We start from the raw sequence: 25365 nt of genomic DNA, 5'->3' as shown, positions 1-25365 counted from the left end.
AATTGGTATATCAGGGAAATATTCAGACTATTTACGGTGTGAGAGATTGTCCTGGGTATTGAGACGCTTCAGGAAATCAGAAAACCTTGAAAAATTAAAGGGAGGGGGTGATTCCAAGGTCACTGTCAACTGCGGGTATCGTGCTGAACACACCGTAACCCGGATCGACACTTCCCATATGGATTCCCGTGAGTATGTTCACAAACGTACTCGGTTTATAATAAATTGGAGCTCCGCTGTCCCCTGAGGCTGAAGAATACGAGGCAAATGCCTGGTTCGGAAGTCTTTTACCGAGATACGGGTTATATGCGGAATTGAAGAACAGGACCGATCCAGATGTCAGACCTGTTGCAGCGCCATTTTTATACACTGTCTGACCGGTAATCGGATCTCCATAGCCGAGATAAGTGACATATATTCCATCCGATTGGTAAAAAGTGCCGGCAGTATTGCTGTATGGAATAAATGCTGAATCGGAGAGCGTAGTTCCAAGAGTCGATATCGTACCGACATAGGAACCACTGACACTTGAGTCCGGCTGGTAAGCAGCTGCATTCAGCGTTCCAATATGTCCGGCAGTAACAATACCAAGAGTTCCCGCACTATTCCTTCCACGGAAACCCGTTGTGCCCCATCCATTAGTAGAGGATAATTCAATTCCTCCAACGACAGGCCTGATCTTGTCGAACCTTGACTCAACTTTCATCAGACCGATAGACAGAAATTTACAAGGAATGTCTTTAACCCCATTTCTCTCCCCATCTTTCTTAATTACTTCATAAATTTCTTTTATCAAGGTGGGATCCACTTTCATGTCTTTATTGATCTGGACATCCATTGTCCCGTACATATCATATCCATGGCCGATTACCGGCCCATTTGGATAATAATATTTATCAAGATCCTTATCAGCATCAGCAGTTACTTTTTGGAGCTGATCGACCCACGTATCCGGAACCGAATTTGTTACAGCGATATTCTTTTGCATATCACCAGACAAATTTCCGAAAGATGAGATGAGAATATTTTTGTAATATACGTCGTCTCCATTTGTGGCACTTACAAACGGCACCATCGCCATCGCCGCTACCAGCAGCGCCAGCAGCAGGATGTTGAATTTTCCAAGTAGCATTTTTTATCACGTCCTTAGATTTTTTCCATTGGCTCCGCTCGCTTGCACAAAGAAACCTTCAGTGAATCAGAAGACTATCTTCACGTGCATTCGGGCAGGATCCGGGTCCAGCCGCATTTCGATCCGGGGCGGGCCCGTTCTCTGGTTCTGGGACAATCTCCGGCTGTCCACGGGTTCAAATTATAGTTTATTATAAATACGATTTGTCGGTCAAAACTTAACACGTTCCTGCGAATGGTAGCGATGGCAGAGATATTTCCTCAACAGTACCAAGATCTCATGAGAGATACAGTAACTCCCCTGCAAGTTCAACCTCACCTTAACCCCCGTCTGACACTTTACCCGTCATTATCACATCAGGAGCGGACCTGCAGAATGTGTCCCATCGAAGGTAAAAGTATGCCCGATGAGGTCTCTGATAAGATCCAACCGGGATGATAGCCCAAACGGTTCTTCAATCCCGTAATATACAATATAGTACTCGTTGCCTGCGCTGGTTTGCACCCCGCCGTTTTGTTCCCTGGTCCCGGGGATTTCTATCGTATAAAACAAGCCCGAAGTATTGCTGCTCTCATACCCGGTTGTTACAAGGTGTTCTGGTAACAACGGTATGGCTGAGGGGCCGATGGGAGTAAGGTTGTATTGATCTGTTGAAACAAATCCGGAATAATTCAGAGAGACACGTGTAACCGTTCCTGAAGTAGTGAGATACTCATTAAGCTTTTTTTTCGATGACAGAAAGGCACTCTCTTTCGTGAAATACCAGACCGCAATCATATATCGGTCACCGGTTTTTTCCCGGGTATAGTTCTCGTACCGGGCATATGGTGAGAGGGGGGAAACTGTTGTGCTGGTCCATCATATTCGCCGGAAAGGACGAAACGCTCCGATTGGGCCTGGTTCATTCCGGGTTCCGCAATGGCCCATACAATAGTATTGTGAGGGAGGTACCACCCCGTTCGAATCATGGGGGGTGTCGGATCGGTCTTGAGACCTTCGAATAGTCCCACAGCGAGTATTATACTGACAACGATGATTGCGAAAAAAAGAAGAAGGTATTGTTTGTGTGAGGTCATCGTTTCCATCCAAGAGAATTATGTTGCCGATTGCGTTCAGGGAACTCAACAAGGCCGGTCAGGACATGCAATATCCATATCCGATGTGTTTATGCCTTCAACCGGATTAAGGGAAAATCGAATACTGCAATTTTGTGAGGCATTTACGGCACCCCGAGTTACTGTTTTTCCGTCAACAACAAATGTAGTAAGATACCTATCCGTTCCCCGATTTCCGGGTATATACTGCTGGTGTATCATCATCGGGGCAAGAACGGCCGATTCTTCGGCAACAATCTGACTTGCCAGGGAGGATATGGTTATCCTGATGCTGTGTGACGAGTTCTCATCCATATTCTGTATACTGAAAAGCGGGTTGGGGGACGATGGGACACAAGAAGAGAATTTTTGGGCGGAATGGAAAAAGGGATAGGAAATTATCAGGATCGATAATGCAATTCCGATTATGAGAAAAATTGCATACAATATTATTCTGGATGGAATTTTCATCGATATCTCTCTTATTTATAACTCGTAACACTCGCTTTTACTTCATTGATTCTCCGGGCATTATCATCGTAGAAATCCCCATAGAGATCATCGGACACCGCTGCCTGCGCAACGGTATTTTCCGGAGTAAATGCCAGACTGTTATCAGCTTGGGGAGTTGAGGTACCCGGAGACGTCGTTCCTGCCGGCGGAACAACCGGATTACGGATATAGATTGTGGATGTTGAATTTACCACGTGTTTGTCCAGATCAACATAAGCTACCAGGTACACGGTTTTTGTTTCAAATTCAACACCAGTGAAACACGCCTGGTAGATATTTCCATCCCCAGGTGCTTTTTCATAACAAAGCGGCCCGACATTTTTCAACGAATAGCCATTCTTAAGGAGAGCCCGGACTTCCTCGTCAGCCAGCGCAATAGCGATCGCCTCTTTACTCTGGTTTTTCTCCACCGAATCATATCTTGAATTTATCTGTCTGCTTTCTGATAGTGATTCATGCAAACATCCAGCGCCAATACAAAATGTAAAAACAAAAAAAAGAGAGAGAATGAATAGTAGTTTAGGGAATCCACATCTGCCAGTCATATGCATTTCCTGATACAACCCTGCTTTCTGAGATTGCAGTTCCAACATGATTAAATTCTGTCGCAACATTTGTCGCCCACTTCACATTACCTGAACTACGGTATAGGGTACTGTCCCTGAATTCCGAAATACTGGGATCTGAGGAGAATGCATTACTTCCATCAGCCCAGATTTCATTGGCTTGATCAACAAAATTCTCCCGGTATGCTAGGTGACCTGTCCGTACCCATGCACCATCGATCCAGATATGATACGTATATCCTGCACTTTCTAGCGTACTGGTCACATAGATTTCATAATTTTTTGTTGTGGTTGCACCGGCATTCCCGTGCCAGCTCCAGCCGCCCTCATCATTGTCGTACGTGAAGTAGCGTCTTTGGGGGTCTGCAATAGAATCAGCTACACCGGCTTCTGTCCAGCATTCTGTCGAGGGATTTGGTCTTCGGCCAACATGGGTTGTTACAACATGCTGAGTGGTTCCCGATGAACTGGTGACCATCTGACCAGGTTTCATGTAATCATTCACACCATAAAATGTTGAGCCTGATACTGTCTTCAACTGTCGGTATTCCTGACGCCAGTCATCAATATGTCGTAGTAATTTCTGACTCTCTTCTTCACGGTCAAATGGGGAATAATCCTCACCACGGATTTTATTGATAAGTGATTGTTCTGCATCTGTCGGTGCAGTACCTTTCCAGCAGGCTCCGGTATCCGGATTCCAGCCGTATCCATTCTTTTCAAGTATTGCAGTGATTTGTGCTTTGGAGTACTGTTTCGACTCCATAAGATCGATTGCTTTCTGCGCTGGACTTACATACTCTTCAAGATAGACGGTTTTCGTTTTTTCATCATGGAATGCCGGTAAAGATCCATATGCAGAATCAAAAATCGCCTGGATGTCTTTATCAGTGATCTCCGTTGCTATTTGAGAATTATCTTCCGCACTCACCATCGGTACCATCGCCATCGCCGCCAGCAATAGTGCCAGCAGGACGACCCATGTTTTAGGTATGTTCATTTTTCTTCAACTCCATTTTTTCTAGAGGCTCCGCTCACCGGCACAGAAAAATCTTCAGAGAATCAGAAGACAATCTTCACATGCCTTCGGGCAGGGGCAGGGCCTGGCCGCATTTCAATATGAGGCAGGCTCGTTCTCATTTATCGGAACGACCTCCGGTCGTCCATAATAGGAAAATATACTTTTTCTTAAATACGATTTGTCGGTCAAAACTTAACACGTCCGGACACATGCCGGTAAATATCTGTCATAAATTCTCGCCGGAAATACTGGGTTTCCATTACACCCACCTCCCGTCCGATCCCTCCCGCGAACCGATCAACCAGACCTTGCTCAAAATTGTTTCATTAAGGTCTGCTGAAAACAACCGGGTCTTCAGTCACATGAAGTAGCATCCTGTCCGTCCCCGATAAGATATTTACATCCAATCCGGACAGCCCAGGTTGTTGGTTTGATTTGAGACGCCGACACCTCGTCCCCTCCTCCTGTACTTTTCTGTTAAGCAATCCTCTCGTGTAATCCTGCGTCACTCATTACCCCTGTTTTCGAGAGGGCCTGCATACCGCCAGAGAGATCCCTGTGGCCACCACAACAACGGTTATCATCAGAGAGCTTTGACGGGTCGGTGTTGGCTGGGCTGGCTGCCCGGGAGGTGCCGTTACGCCAAAGGATTGTTCAGGGCCGGATTCTGACAGGTTGACTTCCGCTGGTTTTTCCCAAGTGATCCGGTACAGGGAATCCCCGGTCCGTACACCAATAGTTTTCCCGTTGTCTGATAGGGCAACATCCTGTACCGGCCCATCTGCGCTGCATTCAGACAGCCTGACACCATTTTCATCAAGGATACTGACAATTCCTCCCGATGATCCGGCTACAAGGACATGCCCGTTTCCTGCGGCATGCAGGGAGGAATAATACGTGTTCTTTCTCCTGACATCAGGAGAGTAATTCCATACAGGTTGCCCTTTCCGGTCCAGACAGATAACTGTGGGAAGTGCACGAGTATTGTCAGAAGGCCATTCTCCTTCGGTAACCGCGATATATACTGAGTTCCCATCAGGTGACAGGACAACACCTCTGGTCCCTACAGGTAACCGGCGGGTAAAGAGGCGGTTTCCGTCCCGGGTGTAGAATGCCAGTATGTTTTTATTGGAGGTCACAACAGCAACTGATGAGCCGGAACGATCCATGGCAACGACATTCCCTCCATGGGTCGTCGCGCTCCAGAGAAGATGACCGGTATTGTCAAGGAAGAAGAGGTCTGCTTCCGGCAATACCTCGGCCGGAGAATATCCGCTGGCACCCGCCACAATATATTTTCCATCATCGGACTGGGCGATACTCACCACAGGAACCGGGGTCCGGTAATTCCATACCATGGTCCCATTACCATCAGTCAGAGTAACATTGCCCCCGGTTCCCGGCCATACAGCCATTCCGGCAGTCAGGATCGAACTCCCGTTCCCGGCTACAGCCAGATCCAGAACATGATCGGGGAGATCCTTTTTCCAGAGGAGTGTCCCGTTCCCGTCAAGGAGCACCAATTCACGGTCCCAGGATGCAGCAGCGATCCGTTCACCACCGGAGGTGATTTTGATCTGTCGCAGATCCCCGCCCGGGGTGGAATTCCACGCTACCCGGCCGTCCTCTGTCACGAGGAATATCCGGTTACCGGATATGCTGGCAAGGTGCGAGCTATTGGCGGACATTGCAAGGAGCGAATCCGCAGACACATCACTCTCTCCTGTGTCTATCCTCCCCCCACACTCGGGCAGAATAGCAAGGACAGGGGTTGTCAGGCATGCAAGTAAAAGGATCGCGAGAAGAGAGATGCCTGTGCCGGCCCGGCACCGGACCATTCCGGAACAGCAGGAGAGCCGAACCCTTTTGGATCCTTTCATTCAGATGCACTCCATGGAAAAATGAGAGGGGTGGGGTCAACTCTTGACAAAGATTGACGACACATAAGGACTTGAGCCACCATACCACCTCTCCCAGCTGAGGGCTCCCGAGTTAACCGGCCATGGATCGTAAAGGTAGAAATAAATATTCCCGGAGGAGGTGTCACGTGAATATCCCGCACAGGCCCGGGCATGGTAGTTGGTTGACTGCCCCGGATTGATCCCAATGTTGATCACGACGGGCCGGTTACCATCGATCTCGGATTTGATCAGGTCATATAAGTTAGATGGGGATCCGATAAGGATGGAAGATCCGGACTTGCCAAGACCGCCCTGTGCCGTGGATTTTTTATAGTAACCATTCGTTATCTCAGTTTCGGTTGCGCCATTGTCCGGATTGACTCCTGCGGTCTGGGCAATCTGTACCTGGGATTTAGATACCCCGTACCATGCTGAGATCATTTTTGCTGTGGCAAAGGCGCACCAGTTCGTCCCTTCCTGACCATACAGCGTGAACCCGCTCAGAGTCTTGCTTACGGTTCCACGCGGTGAAACCGTCAGGGACTGCCTGGTGGCCTTCTGCTCTTGTGCCTCCCATGAAACTACACCGGATTTCATTGAATCGAGAGAAATGGATTCATACATCGATCCTTGGCCGGATGCCGGTATAACTGAATAATCGTAGGCATCGATAATCAGGGTCGTTCCTGCACCGGATTTTGCGGGTACGGTCACTCCAAGCCCGACCTTCGGGTAAGCATAACAAACCAGCCGGGTGGATGCTTTATCAGGAGAATATCCGGCATTTTTCAGGGCCTGCTCTGCTTTTTTATTCAGCTCATCCATGGCAATTGGCTGCGGCCCATTCCCGATAGAAATTAGGGGCGCGCCAAAAACCTTGCTGGCGGCGATTTTTACTTCACCAACCTTTTTCTTTCCGTTCAGCAGTGGAAACGAATAATAGAGTTTCAGGCCATTGATATCGTAAACTGAAACAGGATCCGGACTAACAGATGCTCCGCTGAACTCTTCCCCGAGAAGTCTGTCGGAGACAAACTGTGCAAGTTCATATTGGGCAGAGCCATATGCTTCCTTTTCTGTGATATAATTATTCTGAATAATGGCAATCCGTTCAGAACTAATATCTCCGGCACTCACGATCGGTACCATCGCCATCGCTGCCAGCAACAGTGCCAGCAGAACGACGCTTAGTTTCATGTTACTCATGTTTTCATTACCTCGTTTCATCTTTCTTTTTTCGATAGCTACCGCTTGGCAATCCAGATCAGAACTGCCTCGTGGCAGGGCAGGAAATACCTGCAGAGATGCAAGAGGGGGAAGGTCATTGGGATGTGATGTTACCTATCTCCTGCATAGGAACAACCTCCGGCTGTCCACACCGGACGTTTTGTCAGGGAATAATAAACGATTTGTCGGCCAAAACTTAACATGTCCGGTCTCCCGCAAACGGGAACTCCGGCTTCTTATCCACTGCAATGAAAAAACTGAAAAAATACAACCCGGAGAGAGAAAGGATGTGATACCATGGTTTCTCCCCGGATTGGCGGAATAAAACAACAACCGCCATTCCACATAACCTGTTTTTTTATAAACGATTTGTCGGTCAAAACTTAATCTTTGGAAAAAACGTGTTAAGTTTTGGCCGACAAAAGGGATTATCCATCCCGCTTCATGCTACCCTGTGATACCATGAAGGTTCACTGGCTAGCACTGTTGTTCATTGTTGGATTGGCACTGTCCATTCCATCGGTATCGGCAAAGGTAATCGAAGAAAAGGACGGGTATACTGTCACTACTGTTGAAAATGCACCGTCACGGTTCGCCGATGTTTTTGCATTAACATCGTATACCATTACCCAGAGCCAGACCCGCTGGCACACGACATCCGTTCCATCGGGTGCGACAAGGTTCTTTTCCGACCTGAACTGGGGGACTTCCGCAAACTCACTGGCGTTAACCCTCTATACACCGGATGCATCGGTACTCGGACCGTATTACGATCCTGCCGATGGAGTCATCGATGGTCGTATCTACCTGATGGTAACCCGTTCCGGTGGCCTTCCCTCAGGAACCTGGTCATCGAAGGTGTACGGAAGCTCGGTAACCGGAACACAGACCTATTCATACTCTGCATCCGGATATTGACCACAACCCTTTTTTCATAACGGGGAGAAAAAGTATTGTCGATGAATACTTCACGATTCCTGGTATTTTTCATTCTTTTATCCATCTGCCCACTCATGGTTGGCCATGCCACCGCAGAGAATTTTGGCGGATATATCGTCTCGCCGGTTCCTTCAGGAATGGATCCGGGAACCCCATTTGCGACAAAAGAGGTCAGTTTCTGGGAACTACCCCTCCAGGTTATTCTTCTGTCCCTCGCCCTGTCCGTTTCGCCGCTTCTTGAACTAGTAACTCAAGTGGTCCTGTTCACAAAATTCTACCTGTATCTGGGCTATCGGAAAGTTGCCAGAAAAAACCTTTTTTTTAACGATACCCGGGTACAGGTTTATCAGTGCATCCAGGAAAATCCCGGTATCTTTTTCAATGAGATCGTCCGGAAAACCGGTGTGAAACGAGGAACACTCCGCTACCATCTGATACTATTGCACACAAACAAAAAAATTTCCATCCTTGAGTCTGAAGGAAACGCACGATATTTTGAAAAATCCAAAAAATATTCCGGCCGGGAAATGATCGTTTTAAAATTCATCCAGAATACAACAGACCGGCGGATCCTGCTGTTGCTCATGAATGATCCTGAGATAAACCGGAAGGAGCTGGGAAACAGACTGGGGATTTCCGGATTAATGGTTACATGGTATACGAAACGACTCAGTGACGCCGGTATAATATCTCTTGAAAAGTCTGGAAAAAATGCCAGGTATGAAATACCGCCGGAGGTACGGAATTATCTGGAAAAATACCTGATCCAAAAGAGTGACATTATGCAAACAGGAATGGCCGACAACATTTCTCAATCCGCATGATGCTGAGGGCTTCTTTTCATTTGCCCCTTCCATTCCCCAATCCGGCCCCGTACAGCACCCCGTCCCGGCTTTCCTTCATTTCGCCCTTCCAGCAGCCGATCCCCTCGTTTCCCGTGCCGGAACCCATCTGAAAAAAAATCGCCCGCCCAAAAGCGCTCAATAGCGTCCCCATTTCTCCGACGTGAAATTGCTGAAAAATGGGGAATTAGTACCCCATTTTGGCGAATTTGTCCCCCCAGATCCGGAAAAGTGGCGAATCCGGGCCCCATACGTGCCCGGATCGGATACCCCCCACATAGAACCCACCGGACGACCTTGTCCTGGACCCCCCCCTGGGTTACCCTGCCCCCCTTCGCAATCCTTCGCCCTAATTGTCTCATATTGTCCCGTGTTCCGGAACCATTTCACCGTCGTAAAATAGACAGAAATTTCAGGGAAATTCACGAAACAGTCCCGCTTTTTGGCGAAACTATCACAAATTTTCTGATTTTGATGGGGAACGGAGCCCTGTACGGGCCCGAATTCCCCCATCTCCACATGCCCGCCCGGAGTTGAGGAATGCCCCTCCTCCATACTGACACCTCCACGGCATTAGGTATTTACAACAAGGTAAGACACCATATTTTGAATGAACATTTTATTCACAAAACACGAAAATAATGTATGAAACATTTCCTAGTATTTTCTCTGCTGATATGTTTCCTTCTTTTCCCTGCCGGTTGCCTGGCGCCTTATCCTGCGATACCAGAAACAAATGCAACAAAAACAATCGATGATCTTACAACAAGACAGAGTTATTATGACAATCTTGTCCAATCGGATCCGACAAACTCAACTACGTGGGTCTTGAGAGGAAATTACTATAATGATTTCAACAACCAGTATGAAAAAGCCCTGATAAATTATGATCGCGCACTGGAACTGGATCCTACCAATGGATATGCATGGTATTCAAAAGGAGTAGCGCTTAAAAACAATCATATGGATAACGAATCGGAAGTGTGTTTTGAAAATGCTAAAAAAATGGTTTGGTCTTTCCGCTATAATGTCTCTGGAAAAAGTTAGTATGTTACCTGATTCGACCACCGGGTAATGTAGTATACGGATGGTTCTGCGTTTGGCGGAAAATCACCATAGTGCTGAGAGTACGTTTTGTATTGTCCAGAAGAGGGCAACAGCTTGTTTTTCCAGACTTCAGAAAATGTTGTGTAATAATCGGTTACTGTTCCCTGATCTGCAATAACCCATTGAGATCCATCCCACCTGCACAGCTGCGCAATAATATTAGTAACCGGGAATGCGGTGGGCGTGTTTGATGTACTGGCCCAGTAGTTAATTGCCCCGGGAACTGCTGATGTAGCACTGTTCGCAGTTGCTATGTACACGATCATACTCCGGATTCCTGAGGTTCTGCTCACGGGCTGTGCTGTTGCAGAAACCGGGCCATCACTCAGTTTTTGTGAATGGAAATTGGGAATCTCTACCGTTATTTCAGAATAGGCTTTTTTCTTTTCCACAGAAAGATTCGCCCAATATCCCGGGGCACTTATTTCAAGACATTGTGCAGCAGTAACAACTTTTCCTTCATTTTGATATGCCCAATTCATAAATCGGGCGGAATCGGAGGACATTTGGGAATCCGATGTGTCCGCTGCACTCACTAGAGGTACCATCGCCATCGCCGCCAGCAAAAGTGCAAGCAGGGCGACCCATGTTTTAGATGTGTTCATTTTTCTTCAACTCCATTTTTTAAGCTCCGCTCACCGACACTGAAGATTATCTTCGGAAAATCAGAAGCCACTCTTCACGTACCGTCGGGCAGATCCGGGTCCAGCCGCGCTTCGATTTGGGGGGGGCCCGTTCTCTTTTATCGGAACGACCTCCGGTCGTCCACAACAGGAGATATATTTGCTCTTAAATACGATTTGTCGGTCAAAAGTTAACATATCCATACGCATGCAAACAGGAAACCCGGTTTCTTATCCGCTGCAATGAAAGAATCTGAAAAATTCAATCCGGAGAAGGAAGGGATGTGATACCATGATCTCTCCGGATTGGCGGGCATCTGGACGATGGCCGCCTTTCCACATTTTTCATCTTTTTATTAACGATTTGTCGTACAAAACTTAACCTTTCAAATAACGTGTTAAGTTTTGACCGACAAAAGGGATTATATCTGCCATGTAACGCTCACCCGTGATACCATGAAGGTTCACTGGTTACCGTTATTGGTTATCGTTGGTCTGGCACTGGCCATACCGGCAGTATCGGCAAAGGTTGTTGAAGAAAAAGACGGATATGTCGTCACAACGGTTGATACGACTCAACGCTTCGCGACATTTTCGTCGCTGACTTCGTATTCGCTGACCCAGGGGCAGACACGTTGGCATACAACATATGTTCCATCCGGATCGACAACGTTCATCTCTGATCTGAACTGGGGGCAGCCTTCGAACTCACTCTCATTGACCTTTTATACCCCGGATATATCCATTCTTGGACCCTATTATGATGCTGCTGATGGAGTGATTGACGGGCGTATACACCTGATGGTGTATCGGTCAACAGGACTTTCCTCCGGAACCTGGTCATCGAAAGTGTATGGCAGTTCAATCGCCGGAACACAAACGTATTCGTATTCAGCATCAGGGTATTAACCACAACCCTTTTTTTGATAAGAACAGGAATAATTATTATTGATGTATACACGAGGAATTTTATCAATTCTTATTGGAATTATCCTAATTGCCGTACTGGTTGTCCCATCTCATGCAGATAATACAGGGGGCTACACCGTTTCACCGGTCCCTCCCGGGATGAATCCCGGAATATCATTTGAAACAAAGGAGGTTAGTTTCTGGGAACTGCCCCTTCAGGTCATTATCCTGTCCCTTGCTCTTTCTGTTTCGCCTCTCCTTGAGCTCATGACCCAGTTATTTCTGTTCACGAAATTCTATCTGTATCTTGGCTACCGGAAAATTGCGAGAAAAAATATCCTGCAAAACGATACGCGGGAGAAGATATATCAGTGTATCAGGGAAAATCCCGGCATTTTTTTCAACGCCATAACCCGGAAAACCGGAATCAGGCCCGGCACACTCCGGTATCATCTCATTATGTTACATACCGAAAACAAAGTCTCCATCCTTGCTTCTGAAGGACATGCCCGGTATTTTGAAAACTCCGATCATTTTTCTGATGCAGAAAAAAATATCCTGAAATTCATTCAGAATAAAAAAGACTGTCAGATCCTGACACAGCTTATGAAAACTCCTGAATTGAACCGGAAAGAATTGGGAAACAAACTTGGAATCTCCGGATTAATGATCACATGGTATACGAAACGGCTCAATGACGCAGGCCTAATATCTCTTGAAAAGGTTGGAAAAAAAGCCAGATATGAAATATCCCCGGAAGTACGAAATTACCTGGAAAAGTACCTGATCTCAAAGAGTGACATTATGCAACCGGGAATTGCTGACCACAGTTCTGATTCCATATAATCGTAGGGACATGTTCCCAAACACCCCCCCTTGGTTCCCCTGCCCCCCTTCCCAATCCTTCGCCATAATTGTCCCATATTGTCTCGTGTTCCGGAACCATTTCACCGTCGTAAAATAGACAGGGACCACAGAGAAATTCACGAAACACTCACACTTTTTGGTGAAACTGTCACAAATTTCCTGATTTTGAGAGGAAACGGAGCCCTGTTAGAGCCCGGATTCGACCATCTCCACATGCCCGCCCGGACAGGAGGGTCCCCACCCCTCGTACTCAGGCAGGGGTAGCTACCCCTCCCCTTCTCTCGGCTCCAAAGGGCCGGCACCCTCCCCCCACCATGATCGGGAGGGGGATGGGGGTCCTTTGGGAAGCAATCACATCGCAGAAACTCAGAATGAAAAAAGGTATACAAAATTTTTGTTAAAACGTTATTCCGCTTGTACTGCCACAAATGTTGCAGACGAATGGGATTTCGGTACCGGCATCCCGTCTTCAATAAGACCGCGGATGTGCATCTCGATGGCTTCATGCATCCGCTCTTCCGTCTCTTCGCGGGTTTTTCCTGTAGCAACGCAGCCCGGAAGATCCGGAGAATATGCTGAATAATTCTTTCCGGCTTTTTCTATTACGATGAGGAATCTGTGCATGGTATGATCATTCCTTGAACCCGGCCTGCTTAAAGATACTGTTCAAAGTTCCGGGAGCTACATCGTCGTTCAGGTGTCCGGCAATAGTAATTCTTCCGGGTTTTTCCGGGTGTTTGAACTGGCGATGACTCCCCTTTGTTGCAACGAGATCCCATCCGCCAGCCTCGATCGATTTGATGATATCGCGGACTTTCAGAGGGAGACCTCCTTGCGGATAGATCATTCTATGATGTTACTGCACATTAGGTTTCTCTGTCAGGAACACGGAAACCTTTACACTCCGGATCCCCGGCACCCTCCCCCCCACCATGATGGGGGGTAGGCAGGGGTGCTTTGGGGGTTCCTCATCATCTGCCCGGTCCCTTCCCGTACCAGGTGAACGCACAGCGGGGCCTCCTCGCGGAATAACGCACACTCGATCGTTGCACAGAACCAGCGCCGGAGATCCCCACAATGTGTTACAGGTAGTCAACCCGACCGGAGACCAAACTGATCAGTCCCCCTGTCTCTTTATAAAAACAAAACCAATGAATTTATTTCGATTCATAGCTCTGAATTATTTATGCCAAATTTTTGCCCGACTTGTGGGAAACAGCTTCAATTTGAAAACGCTGAGATTTGTCCCGCGTGTGGTGTGAGAATTCAACCACCCCCGATTCCAACGGAAATCAGATCCCCATTCCTGGCAATCGTGCTAAGTTTTTTCTTTACTGGGTGGGGCCAATGGTATAATGGAAAAACCATTGACGGATGGAAATTGTTAGGAGCTTTTTTTGCGTCTTATATTGTATTAGCACTTTTTTCGGTAATGGTTCCAACTCAGCCTTTTGCGGCCATTTTGGTAATTATTATGTTCCTTATACTTCTCGGAATCTGGATTTATGGGATGTATGAGGCATATCAAACAGCCGATAAAATTAACAAAAAAGAAGAGACGTTTTCTGGAAAAAGCGGGTGGTTCTGGTTACCTGTTGCTCTAATAGCTCTTGCAGTACTCTTTATTTTTGCTGCAGTTCTCGCGGCGTTTGTATTTGGGATGGCTGGCAACGTGTCACCTTAATGGCATTTATCAAAATCAGATAATTTTTACAATAATTCTTACAATTTTTGCGAGAAAAACACCTATTTTTCCATACGTAGTTGCATCGTCAAAATTTGAGGAGGTTTCATTCGTTATGTTGTGAGTGCGGTATTCTGAATTTGAAATTTGGGTGTGGCATTTACAATCCGTCCCAGGATACCCGGAATCGCACGACAAACATCTATCATTACAACAGGAGCCGGACGTACAATAGTCTCCTGACCCTCCACAAGGTTCATGGCACTTACAATCAGTGCCGAGAATATATCCGGATGGGCAATTTATGCAATTACCATGACAACACGTCCCACTTGTACAGTAATGATTTGAGCTTCCACAGGGTTGATGACATTTACAGTCCGAGCCAAGGATCATACCCGATGAACATGAATAGCACCATCCCTGACAGGCATGATAACCAGGTGAACACGCAGCAGAAGCCGGAGATACTGCTAGAGCCAAAAAAATAATGAGAAAACAAAAGTAAATTGTTACCCGCCATAGCGAATTTAAAGGCAGTGTCATTTCATATTGATTTATTCATTGTATTAAAATACATATTTATTCAATTTTTTGATTTCAATAAACCGCTTTGAAGTTGTAAAATTTCCAAAAATAAGGGATACGGGTACAAGTACCCGACCTTAAATAAGCTGCATTTGCAGCGGCCCTTGACAGGACTCACCAGCCACCCAACCTAGATCTCCCTGTCCCCGCTGATCATACGGATCGTGGAATCCTGCGAAAGCAGCGTCATCTGGTGGATGGCAATACGATTGAGTTTTTCCAGCCGGTCCGGTTGCGTAAGATTATCGCCTATGAAATGGGCGTTGAGGTTCTCAAGGTTTGAGAGGCAGACCAGCTGTGAAATATCTGCATAATCCCGGATATTGCCGTTCTTCTTTGAGTTTTTCTCCCGCCATTCCTTGGCGCTCATGCCGAACAGGGCCATGTTGAGGACATCGGCTTCCGATGCATAAATGGCATTGATCTGCGGTTTGGTCAGTTCGGGCGGGATAAGGTTTTCGCGCACAGCATCTGTGTGGATCCGGTAATTGATCTTCGCAAGGTTGCGCCGGATGTCCCAGCCGAGTTGTTTTCGTTCATCCTCCTTGAGGCGCTGGAATTCCTTGATGAGATACAGTTTGAATTCAACGGAGATCCATGATGCAAATTCGAACGCAATATCCTTGTGGGCGAACGTTCCGCCGTATCTTCCAGGTTTCGAGACGATCCCCCGGGCACGGGTCTTCTCGATCCACTGACGGGGCGTGAGGGTAAAACTGTTGAGGCCGGCCAGTTTTCTAAACCCGTCGAATTCGACGGGTTTAAAATCCGGATTATTCAGTTGCTCCCAGATGCCGAGAAACTCGATCGTATTGCGGTTCCGGATCCAGCTGCGAATTAAATCATCCATAGCGTCCGGGTTCTTATATCATGCAATATCGGTAATACAGATATAGTCCTCATTATTCCGGGAGATTACCGCAACGTCCCGGTCCAGTACAGTAATCGTTGCCATCGTTTAAACCACCAGTAATCCGACAGTGGTATGCCGGATTCAATATATTCCTGTATTTTATAATGCAGATAAAGAAAAGGAGAGGGGCGTGAAAGTGAGAGAGGGCTCACGGTATTGATCTTATGCTCTCCCGGTTAGAGATTCCGGACAAACCTCAGCAAACTTACAACTCAAACATTCCCGGGCCGAAGGCTTTGCCGGGAAATCCCCATACTCGTACGACGCATTCATCGCCGCAAACTCCCCCTGGATCAATACTTCTTTGTCCAGCAATTCCTCCGGATAAAACGAGCATGGCTTCACATTCCCGGTCTTCAGGAAGACCAGCTCGGTCGCGATCTCATCGGTACTTTTCAGATAATGATTGCGTGCCCAGAGGACGTACGCAGCCATCTGGAGTTCCGACTCGTACTCGTCATCGTCCCGCCCGGTCTTCCAGTCAGTAAGGATGAGCGTGCCGTCCGGCATCTTCCCGACAAAGTCCACCTTGACCGTTACGCTTACAGTGCCGGTGGTGAAATGATCGAACTCCTCGTGACGCAGGCATTCCCGTTTCGCGTACTCCGGCCATTTGCCAAAGAATGTATGCAGGCAGGTGATTCCATTTGTTTCCATGGAAGCGAAGAACGAAGCCGGAATTATTTCCCCGTTGTGGTACTCGGTGAAGGTCTCGCCACAGATAGTTTTGAACGCTGCAACTTTTTTCACAAACACGTTCATCGCCTCTTCCGGTTTCATCGGCCGCTCTTCGCAATGGAGCTGGATCTGCTGGTCGATTATATCGTGGATGAGCTGGCCCTGGACAACAAACTTTGACGTGAAATTCTTGAGCCACCGGATTTTTTCCGGAGGAACAACCGGACTCGTCTTCACGTACGGGGCAATGTATTCAAAATAATACTGGCGCTGGCAGCGGTTCCAGACCCGGTGTTTTGTAAAGGACCAGGAATTTATTTTATGAAAAAATGGATCCAGCTCTGCCATACTCTTTAGTGGGATACCGTTGTGAAAATACTTCGCCTTTCTTCCATGGTTGTCAACATCCCGCGTTTGAATCGTTCCAGTCAGTATCCTCCTCGAAGATCCTCTTTTTCGAGCACCTTTTCCGACCGTCAACTCCCAAAAACCTATCTCCCTGTAAATCGCTCCTTTTTCGAATCGGAGCCCATTTTGAAAAACAGGCTTTTGGAGGATCGCACTTTTTCACGAATTACAGTACACTGTTTTGAAAATACGCCCTCATTGCGAGTATTTCCCCCATCAGGACGCACATTTGCCCCGAAAAAATGTCAAAATAGGACCTCCCGGTTGGCTGATCTCTGTTTTTTCTGGGCATGGGCACGTGAATGAAACCGACAGGTCATCAGACCTGGAGGTCGAGAAGATTTTGTAGAAATCTTCGAGTCCGGGAGGGGATATGGATCCGGGGCACACCGTCGGAGAATGAGATTTCGCCGTCGTAGACCGTTTCCTTAAAAAAGTGGGTTTCCCCACATCCCCCAGCTTATAGTACGATCCCACCCGCGATCCGCCGCCCAGCCAAAGGTATAACCCTTTCCGAAAATACAGATCCTGCTTTCATGCGTTACCGGAATAATGATTCCGCTTTTTTGGCCATACCTCAAATTTTCACGGGCCCTTTGAGGAAAGAACAACAGGAATGAGAGCCTGAAAAAAAACGAATCCCGCAGCTGTCACAACGATCGTTTCAGAGGAAAAAAGAGTTCAGGACCGGCTCTCCCCCTCCCGCACCGCCCATTCCCGCCCGTACACCAGGTTATTGCGGAGCACCGGATCAACCACCAGCCAGAAAAACCCCGGCCCGACAACCATTGCCCAGAAGAGGTTGTTGCCAAGGTAACTGGTGAGCTTACTGATAAACGGCCGGTCAAAGAAGACGCTGCCGCACGCGGCAAGGAGCACCATACAGGTGCTGACCACGATGAGGCTTGTGGCAAGGAAACAGATGATTGTACGATAATCCCTGCGGATCGCCCGGCCCTTCATCAGGTGGAAAAAGAGCCGGTAGGAGAGATACGGGATGAGGAGGTTGATGAGAAATCCGAAGATGCTCATCGCTGACCACGAGCCGCCAAAGAAATCCCCGGCAATGTTTCCTATCCCGAGGCCCCATGCCCCGGCAGGGCCAAAGAGGATCCCGAGGGTGACGAGCATGAACGCGGCAGGGCGCAGCGAAATGCCGAATATTTCTATGCCGGGGTAATTGAACGGGATGAGAACGAGCACATAGAAGAGTGCGGTTGCGCCAATCCATATCCGCCCGTTCCGGTCGGTCCAGACGGCTGCAAGCTCGTGCATCCTGTATATCTGGGATGAGCCCGGGTAAAAAATTTACGGGATGATCATCATGGGACACCGGCCCGGCAGGTCAGTCGCCTATCGTGACCGACTCAGCGAACGAGACCTCGTAGACCTTCAGCTGTGTCGGGGATGCCTGCCACGGCTTTGTCTTTTTGAAATACTCCTGCATGTGGGGCTGTGCGATATGTTCGTCGAGCTGGTTCCTGCTCGCCCACTCTTCGAGAAAATGATAGGAATCGCCGGAGATGCCGACAAGCAGTTCGTAACGGGTGCACCCGTTCTCTTTCCTTACTACCGGGACGATCTTTCTGACTTCGCGGATGAACTCCCCGCGGTGTTCCGGTGCGATGAAGCATTCGGCATCACCAAGGATAATGGTATATCACCGGTATGAGGTTTCATAAAAAAAAGGTAGTAGGGTTCCTTATCGAAAAAAAGGTGGCCGGCCTGCCGTCCCCCGCTCCCCAACCTTAATCACTCATCGCACCCGTCCGGTTACTATCGCACCCGGGGTGTCTCATGAAACGTATCCTGCCCGTAACCATTCTCGTCCTTCTTGCCTTTGCGATCTGTGTCGCAGGCTGTATCTCATCGCCATCAGCACCGGATCAGAAATCGTCGGCCGATACCCTCATTACACAGGCAGAGAAGGAATTTCAGAACAGTAACCTGCATGCCGCAGAATCGCTCTTCCGTCTCGCACAGCAGAATTATACAACCGCCGGCAACACCGCGTCCGCGAAGGCCGCACGCGACCAGGTTATGAAGATACAGATGATGACGTTCCATTACCCCTACAACCGGAGCGCCATGGACCGACAACTCACTGAAACCTTCCCGGACCTTTCAGCAGCACAGCAGGTTGCCCTGCTGGACGACCCCGGGGCCGTGACCCTGAAGTCGGACGGGGAGACGTGGTACTTCGAGGACACCGTCTCGAACATCGTGTACCATAACATGACCATCATGCAGAAGGCGAACGCGGGCAAGCAGTACACCCCGTTCTATGACGAGCTTGCCCCGCTGGCATTTGCCCCGCAACGCGAGAACACCGCCCGGTACAGCAACCCGGTAACGTGGGAAGGGACCGAAGAGATCGCGATCCCCCGCGACCGGCTCCCCGGGAACGGTACGCTGAAACTCTGGGTCCCGCTGCCGGTCGAGTACGGTCCGCAGCAGGACGTGACCATCACGACCCTTGAGCCGGCGCAGTACCTCCAGACCTCGACCGTCACCGGCACAGATATCGGGCTCGCGTACTTCGAGATCCCGCTTGCTGAAGTCCGTGACCCGTTCGTGAACATCACCGCCCGCTTCCTCTTCACCGAATACACACAACGGTTCACAGTAGATCCCGCAAAGGTGCTGCGCTACAATACGAGCGATCCGGAGTACCGGAAGTACACGGCACCGTCCGCAAACATCGCCATTACGCCGGCAATGAAAAAGAAGGCGTTGGAGATCGTGAGGAATGAGACCAACCCGTACCTGCAGGTACAGAAGATTTACCGGTATGTCTCGGACACGCTCCCGTATAGCCACGCCCCGCACATGCAACTCGAAGCAACCGGCAAGCCCCGGTCCGAATATGTCCTTGAGACCGGGATCGGGGACTGCGGGGCCCAGAGCCAGTACTTCGCGGCACTCTGCCGTGCTGTCGGCATCCCGGCCCGGGTCCCGGCCGGGTACCAGATGATCCTCGGGCCGGCCGGCACGCACGTCTGGGCAGAGTATTACGTGGAAGGCTACGGGTGGATCCCCGCGGACGTAACGGTTGCGGAAGGAGCTGACTGGTCGTACAATGCAACGACTGCTGAGCGGGAGCAGTACCGGGACTTCTTCTCGCGGAATCTGGACCCGTACCGATATGTCATCCAGAAGGACGTCGACATCCCGCTCTCCCCGGAGCCGGGTGCGGATGAGGTCGTGATCGACAGAAGTATCCTCCAGATCCCGGTTGCCGTGTGCGACACCTGCACGGAGAATCCTTCCATCATGATCCCGGAGAAATACTGGGCCGTCTCGGTTGCGAGAGCGTAAGAGGATCTTTCTTTTTCGTTAAGCGGAACGTTGCTGCCGGGAAAGGTAGACATCAGGGGCGATAGCTGCGGGACGAGGGTGCTGCAGATTTGGCCTGACCCGGGGAACTCCGTGGAAAAAAGACCGTTATCATAAAAAACAATCTTCATGAGGTGTCGTATCCCATCCGGTTCCATGGACATTATCGGTTTCCTGATGGATCCGGGTATCAATGCCGGGATACAGAACTTCTCACCATCCCTTACCGCCATCATGACGCAGGGGGAGTTCCTGGACTCGATGCCCTGGTACTTTCTCCTCATCTGCCTCGTGACATTCTGGCTGCATCCCCGGTACGGGGCCCGGCTCACCACGCTCTTCGGGCTGAATGCCGGCCTCAACGAAGCCGTCAAGCTGGCCTGCCATCTCCCCCGGCCCTACTGGATAGCGGATACGGTCAGGGGCTTTTCAGCGCACTCGTCATTCGGCTTTCCCTCGGGAGCGGCCATGACCGGCGCAGTGATCTACGGATACATCATCACAATCGTCCGTCGCTGGTGGGTGGTACTTGCCTGCGTTGTCCTCCTTCTTGCAACCAGCGCCGTGCGGCTCTTCTCAGGCATCCACTTCGCGCTCGACATAGTCGGGGGCTGGGCCATCGGTTTTCTCCTCCTCGCACTCTTCCTGCTTGTCATGCCGAAAGCCGAGGAATTCGCGTTCCGGCTTTCCCGGCCATCCCGTATCATCCTCTTCCTCTGCATTGCAGCTGTCCCGCTCCTTATCTCCATCCCGGCGTACCTCTCGCTTGCCGGCTGGCAGTTGCCCGGTACCTGGGCCGCTCTCGCGCTCCAGCAGACCGGATCAGCTATCAGCCCGGTACGGCTCCAGTTCTCGTACGGAGCATCGGGAATCATTCTGGGGGGGCTCTTTGGTTACGAGTTTCTCCAGGCCAGGGGAGGCTGGTCTCCCCCTCAGGATCTGATACAGCGGGCTGTTGTTACTGCTGCCGGTATCATCTCTGCACTTATTGCCAATGCCTGTCTTCCCCTTGTATGGAAGGTCTCCGGCCTGGCGGCAGCAGTCCCCCCGCTTGCCATGTTCCTCTCTATGATGCTCGTTACGTTCTGGATCATCGCCTGTGTACCGCTTCTGGCGGGAAAACTCGTGCTGCCGACCAGCGCCCGGAGTGCCACAGCCAGGTCAGGAAAATGATAAGACAGATGGCATAGAAGAAGCCGAAGGGTGTGATGAGGGAGTATCCGGCCTTGAGCCATCATCACCTCATGACACCATACACCGGTTCCCTTTCAGGCTGTGTCCTCTCTTCCCGCCACCCTGCTCCCAATCCAATCCGCGAGAATTCCGTAGATGATCCCGAAGAGGAGGAGCATCGCAGCCCCGAAATAATTGTGGGCGAAGAACGGGACAATGCAGAGCAGGAGGCTGAAGAGTGCACCAAGCCCAGCTCCCCTGATGATTGGGTGCAGGGAAATTCCGTCGGAAAAACCGATCACGATGCCCTGGAGGACGCGGGCGGAGAAGATCATCAGCATGAACCACGGCTCGGGGGTGATCCCTGGTGGCGCCATAAAAAGCAGGCTCCCGGCACACCATGCGCCGGTCAGGATGCCGACAGCAGTCGTGATCGCGATGCGTTTCTTCTGCACCATAGCAGATTGAGAAGTGGGAGGTGTCGGGAATAAGCATTTCTTTATTGTGCCGGAAAAAGGGGTATTCTGGTTCGTTTACCTCACTTCAGGTACTCAATGATCGTACTGCGGATATCGGCAATATCCTGCCGTGATATCCCTATACCGTTCAGGTTCCACGTCACGTACGTGTCCTGTTCCGGCAGGTAATACCAGAACGTGAACGACCCGGGGTAACCACCGGTGTGCCCCATCACGGTGACATTCGAAGGGCCGATATGCTCGGTGGTGTAACCGAGACCATAACCGGCCTTTCCGGATTGCTGTGTTGCCGTCTCCATGAGCGCGAGTGAGTTCTTACTGATCAGCTTCCCCTCGCGGAGCGCCCGGTGGAATCGGTTTAAGTCGGCTGCTGTGCTGACGATGTCACCAGCCCCCCGGTCGAACTGGACATAACAGTCCGTGAAGTCCAGGAACGTGCCGTCACCGGAGGGCATCGTTGCCCGCATGTGGGGGCCGGGGATATGGTTGGTGTGCTGGAAAAAGGTCTCGTTGAGACCGGCCGGGACAAGGATGGTCCGGGTCGCATAGTCCTCGTACGGGACGCCGGCTGCCTTGTCCACGATGAGCGTTAAGAGGATGTAGTTCACGTTCGAGTACATGTAGTTCGTCCCCGGGGGATACAGCGGGCTGTCCCTGATCCCCATTTCCAGGCCGGCCTGGTACGGGACCGGGGTGTCGGGGTCGCTTACCTCCCGGAGGTTGATCTCTGTCTCATTGTAATCGGCAATGCCGCTCGTGTGGTCGAGGAGCTGGCGGATGGTGATGGCGTGGCAGTTCGGAATGCGGGATACGAGGCCGGGCTCCAGCCAGCGGTCAATGGGATCGTCAAGCGAAAGTTTTCCCTCTTCGGCAAGTTTCAGCACCGCCACGCTTGTGAAGGTCTTGGAGACACTCGCTATCAGGAAGCGCATGCCGGGCTGCGCCGGTTCGCCGGTTACGGGAGATGCATTCCCGACAGCGGAATTCCAGGTCCACTGCGGTGTCGACACCGCAATCTGCATGCCGGGGATACCGGCAGAATGAACGGCCGTCTGGCTGAGGTTATGTATCTGGGCACGGACATAGGCCGGAGGGGGGTTGTGCCGGGCGCCTGCATCTGCCGGGGCGGTCTGCTGCATCTGCAGGCATCCCGCGGAAACAAGGCAGGCAATCAGGACGATTGCGGTTGCGATCAGGGGCAGGGAGTATTTTTGCACGATTGTGCACCGAAAGAATACCTTGATCCACCGGCATTAAAGAGTTATTCTCCTGCAGGGTTCGTCCGGGCGACGGCCTCGTTGGCACAGTGCAGACCCATATATACGGGGACTGCCGAAAGGATCGATTATCCAAGAGAGGGATACCCTATGGAGTTTGGGAAGATCGTGATGTCGCGGTATGCGACCAAGAAGTTTGACGGCAGGAAGCTGCCGGAAGCAAAAGTGAACGAGCTTATTGAGCTGGTGCGGTTCGCCCCGTCAGCATTGAACCTCCAGCCCTGGAAGATCAAGGTTGTCACCGACCAGAAGACAAAGGAGCTGCTGAAACCTGCGGCTTTCAACCAGGAACAGATCACTACCTGCTCGCACCTGCTCGTGTTCTGCGCAGACCCTGACTACGACAGCCTCATCAAACGGCTGGGCGCTTTGTTAAAGAAGAACGGCGTGCCGGCAGAGACACAGAAGATGATCACCGACATGGCAGCCGGTTTTGCGGGCCCGATGTCGCCGGAGCAGAAGCTGGCATGGTCGCAGGCACAGGTCTACCTTGCGCTGGGCAATGCCCTGAACGGAGCAAAGGCGCTCGGGTTCGATTCCTGCCCGATGGGCGGATTCAACCCCGCGGAATTCTCACGGATCCTGAAGATCCCGGCACCCCTCGTGCCGACCATGCTCTGCCCAATCGGGTTCGCAGCAGATAAGCCGATGCCAAAAGTGAGGTTTCCGAAAGAGGATATTGTAGTGTAAATGATGAGGGTTCGATGATCCAAGACAGGAGAAAAACTCACTAGGGTTCTTCGATTTCCAGTTAGCAGGAGGAGTAGATCCCGCAGGGATATCCGACCTGCATACCCCATTTCAGGAAACGAGAGAAGTTGCACTCATACCCCAACCATTAACACCACACGACACCTGTTAGAACGTGGCGATATCCATGGAGCGACAGTCCTTGAAATCCGTTATCCTGCGATCAGCAGGATATGATGTGGTGCAAAAAGTCCTGGAGATCGAATTCACCTCCGGACAGGTGTACCGGTTCTCGTCAGTCCCGGAGAAGACCTGGAAAGGTCTCATGCAATCGCCGGAGGCCGGGAAATATTTCTCCGAGAAGATCCGGCCAAAATTCCGGTCACGGCTGGTCGGGGCATAACCGCAGCGTGAATGGTTCAAAGGCCCGCTGACCGGATAAACGAGGAGACAGGAAATCTCCTCTTTTTAAAAAATACCGGCAATACGCAGGTATATCACCACACGGCCCAATATACCACGAGATATACAAAAACGGGGGAGAAATGACAGGGATTCGTACAGATTCAACGCGGAGATACGAGTGCGCCCACCTGGTCTGTGCCTATATGCTGTCCCAGAACCTGAACACGGCCATGGTGACCTCGTCGCAGATCGCCCGGTTCCATAACCTGTCGCGAAGGTCCTCGCAGTCGATCGGCCACATGCTGAATTTCCTGTACACCAACCATATCCGGGAAGCCCGTTTCGGGTTCTTTGTCCATGGGACTCTCCCGCTCTCGAAATGTGATTACCCCCACCACTACACCGTGGAACTCATCGACGGGGCGCGAGGCCTTGCCTGAAGTGGCGCGGCCATTGGGGTCTGATAAACGTCCGGGACCCGGTGTTTTTCCATGAGAGCCTCCCATTTTTGTAGTGGTTGTGAATTCATCAAAACCAGGAAGTTTGCGGGCCATCAGGGAAAGGAAGTGAGAGAAGTGTCCTGTCCGGCGCAGTTCAACCCGGGGCAGGAGAAATGGAGTCCGGATAAGGGCACAAACCCGCATGAATGTCCACGAAATACGATGTTTGTTCAGGCCGGGAACCTGGATCGCGCACAGGGACGCAGTTGAACTTCGTCTTTTTTCGCACCGATAGTAATTTGATAGTTTTTTTCTTTGTGATGACCGGGGCACTGCTGCTCCGGACACCCGGCAGCACCTGGCGGCCGGGTCACCACCATTTCCCATACCCTTATCACCTCACACCGCCTTGAGAGAACAGCGTTTGGAGGGAATATTCATGGGAATCAAGCCGTCATATATCAAAAATATCGGAACATCTCTGGTGAACAAACAGCGGGAATACTTTTCGAAAAACTTCGATGAGAACAAGCAGCAGCTGGCACTGTCGGCG

26 protein-coding genes and 1 pseudogene are annotated in these 25365 nt (G+C 50.3%); 11 read left to right on the top strand and 16 right to left on the bottom strand.

From position 1 onward, the window contains the following. Positions 1 to 94 precede the first annotated feature (94 nt). From PHF39_RS02950 to PHF39_RS02920, 7 genes are all read right to left on the bottom strand, one after another. Positions 95 to 1132 (bottom strand): hypothetical protein, encoded by a 1038-nt coding sequence (locus PHF39_RS02950; RefSeq protein WP_300220024.1) that lies wholly within the window; start codon positions 1130 to 1132, stop codon positions 95 to 97. Between the two features lie 351 nt (positions 1133 to 1483). Continuing rightward, positions 1484 to 1909 (bottom strand): hypothetical protein, encoded by a 426-nt coding sequence (locus tag PHF39_RS02945; protein ID WP_300220022.1) that lies wholly within the window; start codon positions 1907 to 1909, stop codon positions 1484 to 1486. A gap of 344 nt (positions 1910 to 2253) precedes the next feature. After that, entirely contained in the window at positions 2254 to 2697 is a 444-nt protein-coding gene (locus tag PHF39_RS02940; RefSeq protein ID WP_300220020.1) for a hypothetical protein, read from the bottom strand. Between the two features lie 11 nt (positions 2698 to 2708). Next, complete coding sequence (locus PHF39_RS02935) at positions 2709 to 3284, bottom strand: hypothetical protein (RefSeq protein ID WP_300220018.1); 576 nt, start codon at positions 3282 to 3284, stop codon at positions 2709 to 2711. After that, the gene (locus tag PHF39_RS02930) at positions 3259 to 4305 is read right to left on the bottom strand and encodes a hypothetical protein (RefSeq protein ID WP_300220017.1); all 1047 of its coding nucleotides are present in this window, start codon (positions 4303 to 4305) and stop codon (positions 3259 to 3261) included. Before PHF39_RS02930 ends, PHF39_RS02935 begins: the two co-directional genes overlap by 26 nt. A gap of 533 nt (positions 4306 to 4838) precedes the next feature. After that, positions 4839 to 6206, bottom strand: coding sequence for a PQQ-binding-like beta-propeller repeat protein (locus tag PHF39_RS02925; RefSeq protein ID WP_300220015.1), 1368 nt, complete (start codon positions 6204 to 6206; stop codon positions 4839 to 4841). A gap of 36 nt (positions 6207 to 6242) precedes the next feature. Continuing rightward, on the bottom strand, positions 6243 to 7424 hold the full coding sequence (locus PHF39_RS02920; protein ID WP_300220013.1) for a C39 family peptidase: 1182 nt from the start codon (positions 7422 to 7424) through the stop codon (positions 6243 to 6245). A 492-nt stretch (positions 7425 to 7916) separates the two neighbouring features. Between PHF39_RS02920 and PHF39_RS02915 the strand changes: the two genes are divergently transcribed. The 3 genes from PHF39_RS02915 (at position 7917) to PHF39_RS02905 (ending at position 10282) form a co-directional block, all read left to right on the top strand. Beyond that, on the top strand, positions 7917 to 8372 hold the full coding sequence (locus tag PHF39_RS02915; protein ID WP_300220011.1) for a peptidase domain-containing protein: 456 nt from the start codon (positions 7917 to 7919) through the stop codon (positions 8370 to 8372). 95 nt (positions 8373 to 8467) lie between these two features. After that, entirely contained in the window at positions 8468 to 9217 is a 750-nt protein-coding gene (locus PHF39_RS02910) for a winged helix-turn-helix transcriptional regulator (protein ID WP_300220009.1), read from the top strand. A gap of 663 nt (positions 9218 to 9880) precedes the next feature. After that, positions 9881 to 10282 carry a tetratricopeptide repeat protein gene (locus PHF39_RS02905; protein ID WP_300220007.1) on the top strand — a complete coding sequence of 134 codons (402 nt, stop codon included), beginning with the start codon at positions 9881 to 9883 and terminating at the stop codon, positions 10280 to 10282. On the opposite strand, the gene PHF39_RS02900 is transcribed toward PHF39_RS02905, so the two are convergent. After that, positions 10279 to 10947: a hypothetical protein gene (locus PHF39_RS02900; protein ID WP_300220005.1), complete on the bottom strand. Its 669-nt coding sequence runs from the start codon at positions 10945 to 10947 to the stop codon at positions 10279 to 10281. The two genes, PHF39_RS02905 and PHF39_RS02900, sit on opposite strands and share 4 nt — an antisense overlap. A gap of 474 nt (positions 10948 to 11421) precedes the next feature. Between PHF39_RS02900 and PHF39_RS02895 the strand changes: the two genes are divergently transcribed. Beyond that, a complete protein-coding gene (locus PHF39_RS02895) occupies positions 11422 to 11874 on the top strand; it encodes a peptidase domain-containing protein (protein WP_300220003.1) in 453 nt (150 codons plus the stop codon). A 42-nt stretch (positions 11875 to 11916) separates the two neighbouring features. Further along, positions 11917 to 12720, top strand: coding sequence for a winged helix-turn-helix transcriptional regulator (locus PHF39_RS02890; protein WP_300220001.1), 804 nt, complete (start codon positions 11917 to 11919; stop codon positions 12718 to 12720). Positions 12721 to 13146: 426 nt separating this feature from the next. Here the strand turns inward: PHF39_RS02890 and PHF39_RS02885 are convergent, their stop codons facing one another. Together PHF39_RS02885 and PHF39_RS02880 are read right to left on the bottom strand one after the other, a co-directional pair. Beyond that, positions 13147 to 13365, bottom strand: coding sequence for a type II toxin-antitoxin system HicB family antitoxin (locus PHF39_RS02885; protein WP_300219999.1), 219 nt, complete (start codon positions 13363 to 13365; stop codon positions 13147 to 13149). Between the two features lie 7 nt (positions 13366 to 13372). After that, a complete protein-coding gene (locus tag PHF39_RS02880; protein WP_300219997.1) occupies positions 13373 to 13588 on the bottom strand; it encodes a type II toxin-antitoxin system HicA family toxin in 216 nt (71 codons plus the stop codon). Positions 13589 to 13927: 339 nt separating this feature from the next. Here PHF39_RS02880 and PHF39_RS02875 point away from each other — a divergent pair, with 339 nt between their 5' ends. Continuing rightward, entirely contained in the window at positions 13928 to 14425 is a 498-nt protein-coding gene (locus tag PHF39_RS02875) for a zinc ribbon domain-containing protein (protein ID WP_300219995.1), read from the top strand. 718 nt (positions 14426 to 15143) lie between these two features. Here the strand turns inward: PHF39_RS02875 and PHF39_RS02870 are convergent. The 4 genes and pseudogenes from PHF39_RS02870 to PHF39_RS13925 form a co-directional block, all read right to left on the bottom strand. Next, the gene (locus tag PHF39_RS02870) at positions 15144 to 15863 is read right to left on the bottom strand and encodes a KilA-N domain-containing protein (protein ID WP_300219993.1); all 720 of its coding nucleotides are present in this window, start codon (positions 15861 to 15863) and stop codon (positions 15144 to 15146) included. Between the two features lie 225 nt (positions 15864 to 16088). Then, a complete protein-coding gene (locus PHF39_RS02865; RefSeq protein WP_300219991.1) occupies positions 16089 to 16952 on the bottom strand; it encodes a PD-(D/E)XK nuclease family protein in 864 nt (287 codons plus the stop codon). A gap of 741 nt (positions 16953 to 17693) precedes the next feature. After that, positions 17694 to 18287, bottom strand: a complete 594-nt coding sequence (locus tag PHF39_RS02860; protein WP_300219989.1) for a QueT transporter family protein — start codon at positions 18285 to 18287, stop codon at positions 17694 to 17696. A gap of 214 nt (positions 18288 to 18501) precedes the next feature. Continuing rightward, positions 18502 to 18594, bottom strand: a pseudogene (locus tag PHF39_RS13925) (hypothetical protein); the annotation flags it as partial. A gap of 215 nt (positions 18595 to 18809) precedes the next feature. Here PHF39_RS13925 and PHF39_RS02850 point away from each other — a divergent pair. Continuing rightward, entirely contained in the window at positions 18810 to 20330 is a 1521-nt protein-coding gene (locus PHF39_RS02850) for a transglutaminase-like domain-containing protein (RefSeq protein WP_300219984.1), read from the top strand. A 174-nt stretch (positions 20331 to 20504) separates the two neighbouring features. Next, on the top strand, positions 20505 to 21521 hold the full coding sequence (locus tag PHF39_RS02845; protein WP_300219982.1) for a phosphatase PAP2 family protein: 1017 nt from the start codon (positions 20505 to 20507) through the stop codon (positions 21519 to 21521). 95 nt (positions 21522 to 21616) lie between these two features. On the opposite strand, the gene PHF39_RS02840 is transcribed toward PHF39_RS02845, so the two are convergent. Then, positions 21617 to 21979: a hypothetical protein gene (locus PHF39_RS02840; RefSeq protein ID WP_300219980.1), complete on the bottom strand. Its 363-nt coding sequence runs from the start codon at positions 21977 to 21979 to the stop codon at positions 21617 to 21619. Positions 21980 to 22059: 80 nt separating this feature from the next. After that, positions 22060 to 23217 (bottom strand): serine hydrolase domain-containing protein, encoded by a 1158-nt coding sequence (locus PHF39_RS02835; RefSeq protein WP_300219978.1) that lies wholly within the window; start codon positions 23215 to 23217, stop codon positions 22060 to 22062. A 150-nt stretch (positions 23218 to 23367) separates the two neighbouring features. On the opposite strand from PHF39_RS02835, the gene PHF39_RS02830 reads away from it, so the two are divergent. The 3 genes from PHF39_RS02830 to PHF39_RS02820 all read left to right on the top strand — a co-directional run bounded on the left by PHF39_RS02830 (position 23368) and on the right by PHF39_RS02820 (position 24812). After that, positions 23368 to 23967, top strand: a complete 600-nt coding sequence (locus PHF39_RS02830; RefSeq protein WP_300219976.1) for an NAD(P)H-dependent oxidoreductase — start codon at positions 23368 to 23370, stop codon at positions 23965 to 23967. Positions 23968 to 24142: 175 nt separating this feature from the next. Beyond that, complete coding sequence (locus PHF39_RS02825; protein ID WP_300219974.1) at positions 24143 to 24370, top strand: KTSC domain-containing protein; 228 nt, start codon at positions 24143 to 24145, stop codon at positions 24368 to 24370. Positions 24371 to 24512: 142 nt separating this feature from the next. Then, positions 24513 to 24812 (top strand): hypothetical protein, encoded by a 300-nt coding sequence (locus PHF39_RS02820; protein WP_300219972.1) that lies wholly within the window; start codon positions 24513 to 24515, stop codon positions 24810 to 24812. Positions 24813 to 25365 lie beyond the last annotated feature (553 nt).

This window comes from Methanoregula sp. (assembly GCF_028712425.1).
Taxonomy (GTDB): domain Archaea; phylum Halobacteriota; class Methanomicrobia; order Methanomicrobiales; family Methanospirillaceae; genus Methanoregula.
Note: the sequence above shows the minus strand (reverse complement) of the source record. Positions and strands in the feature narration are given on the sequence as shown.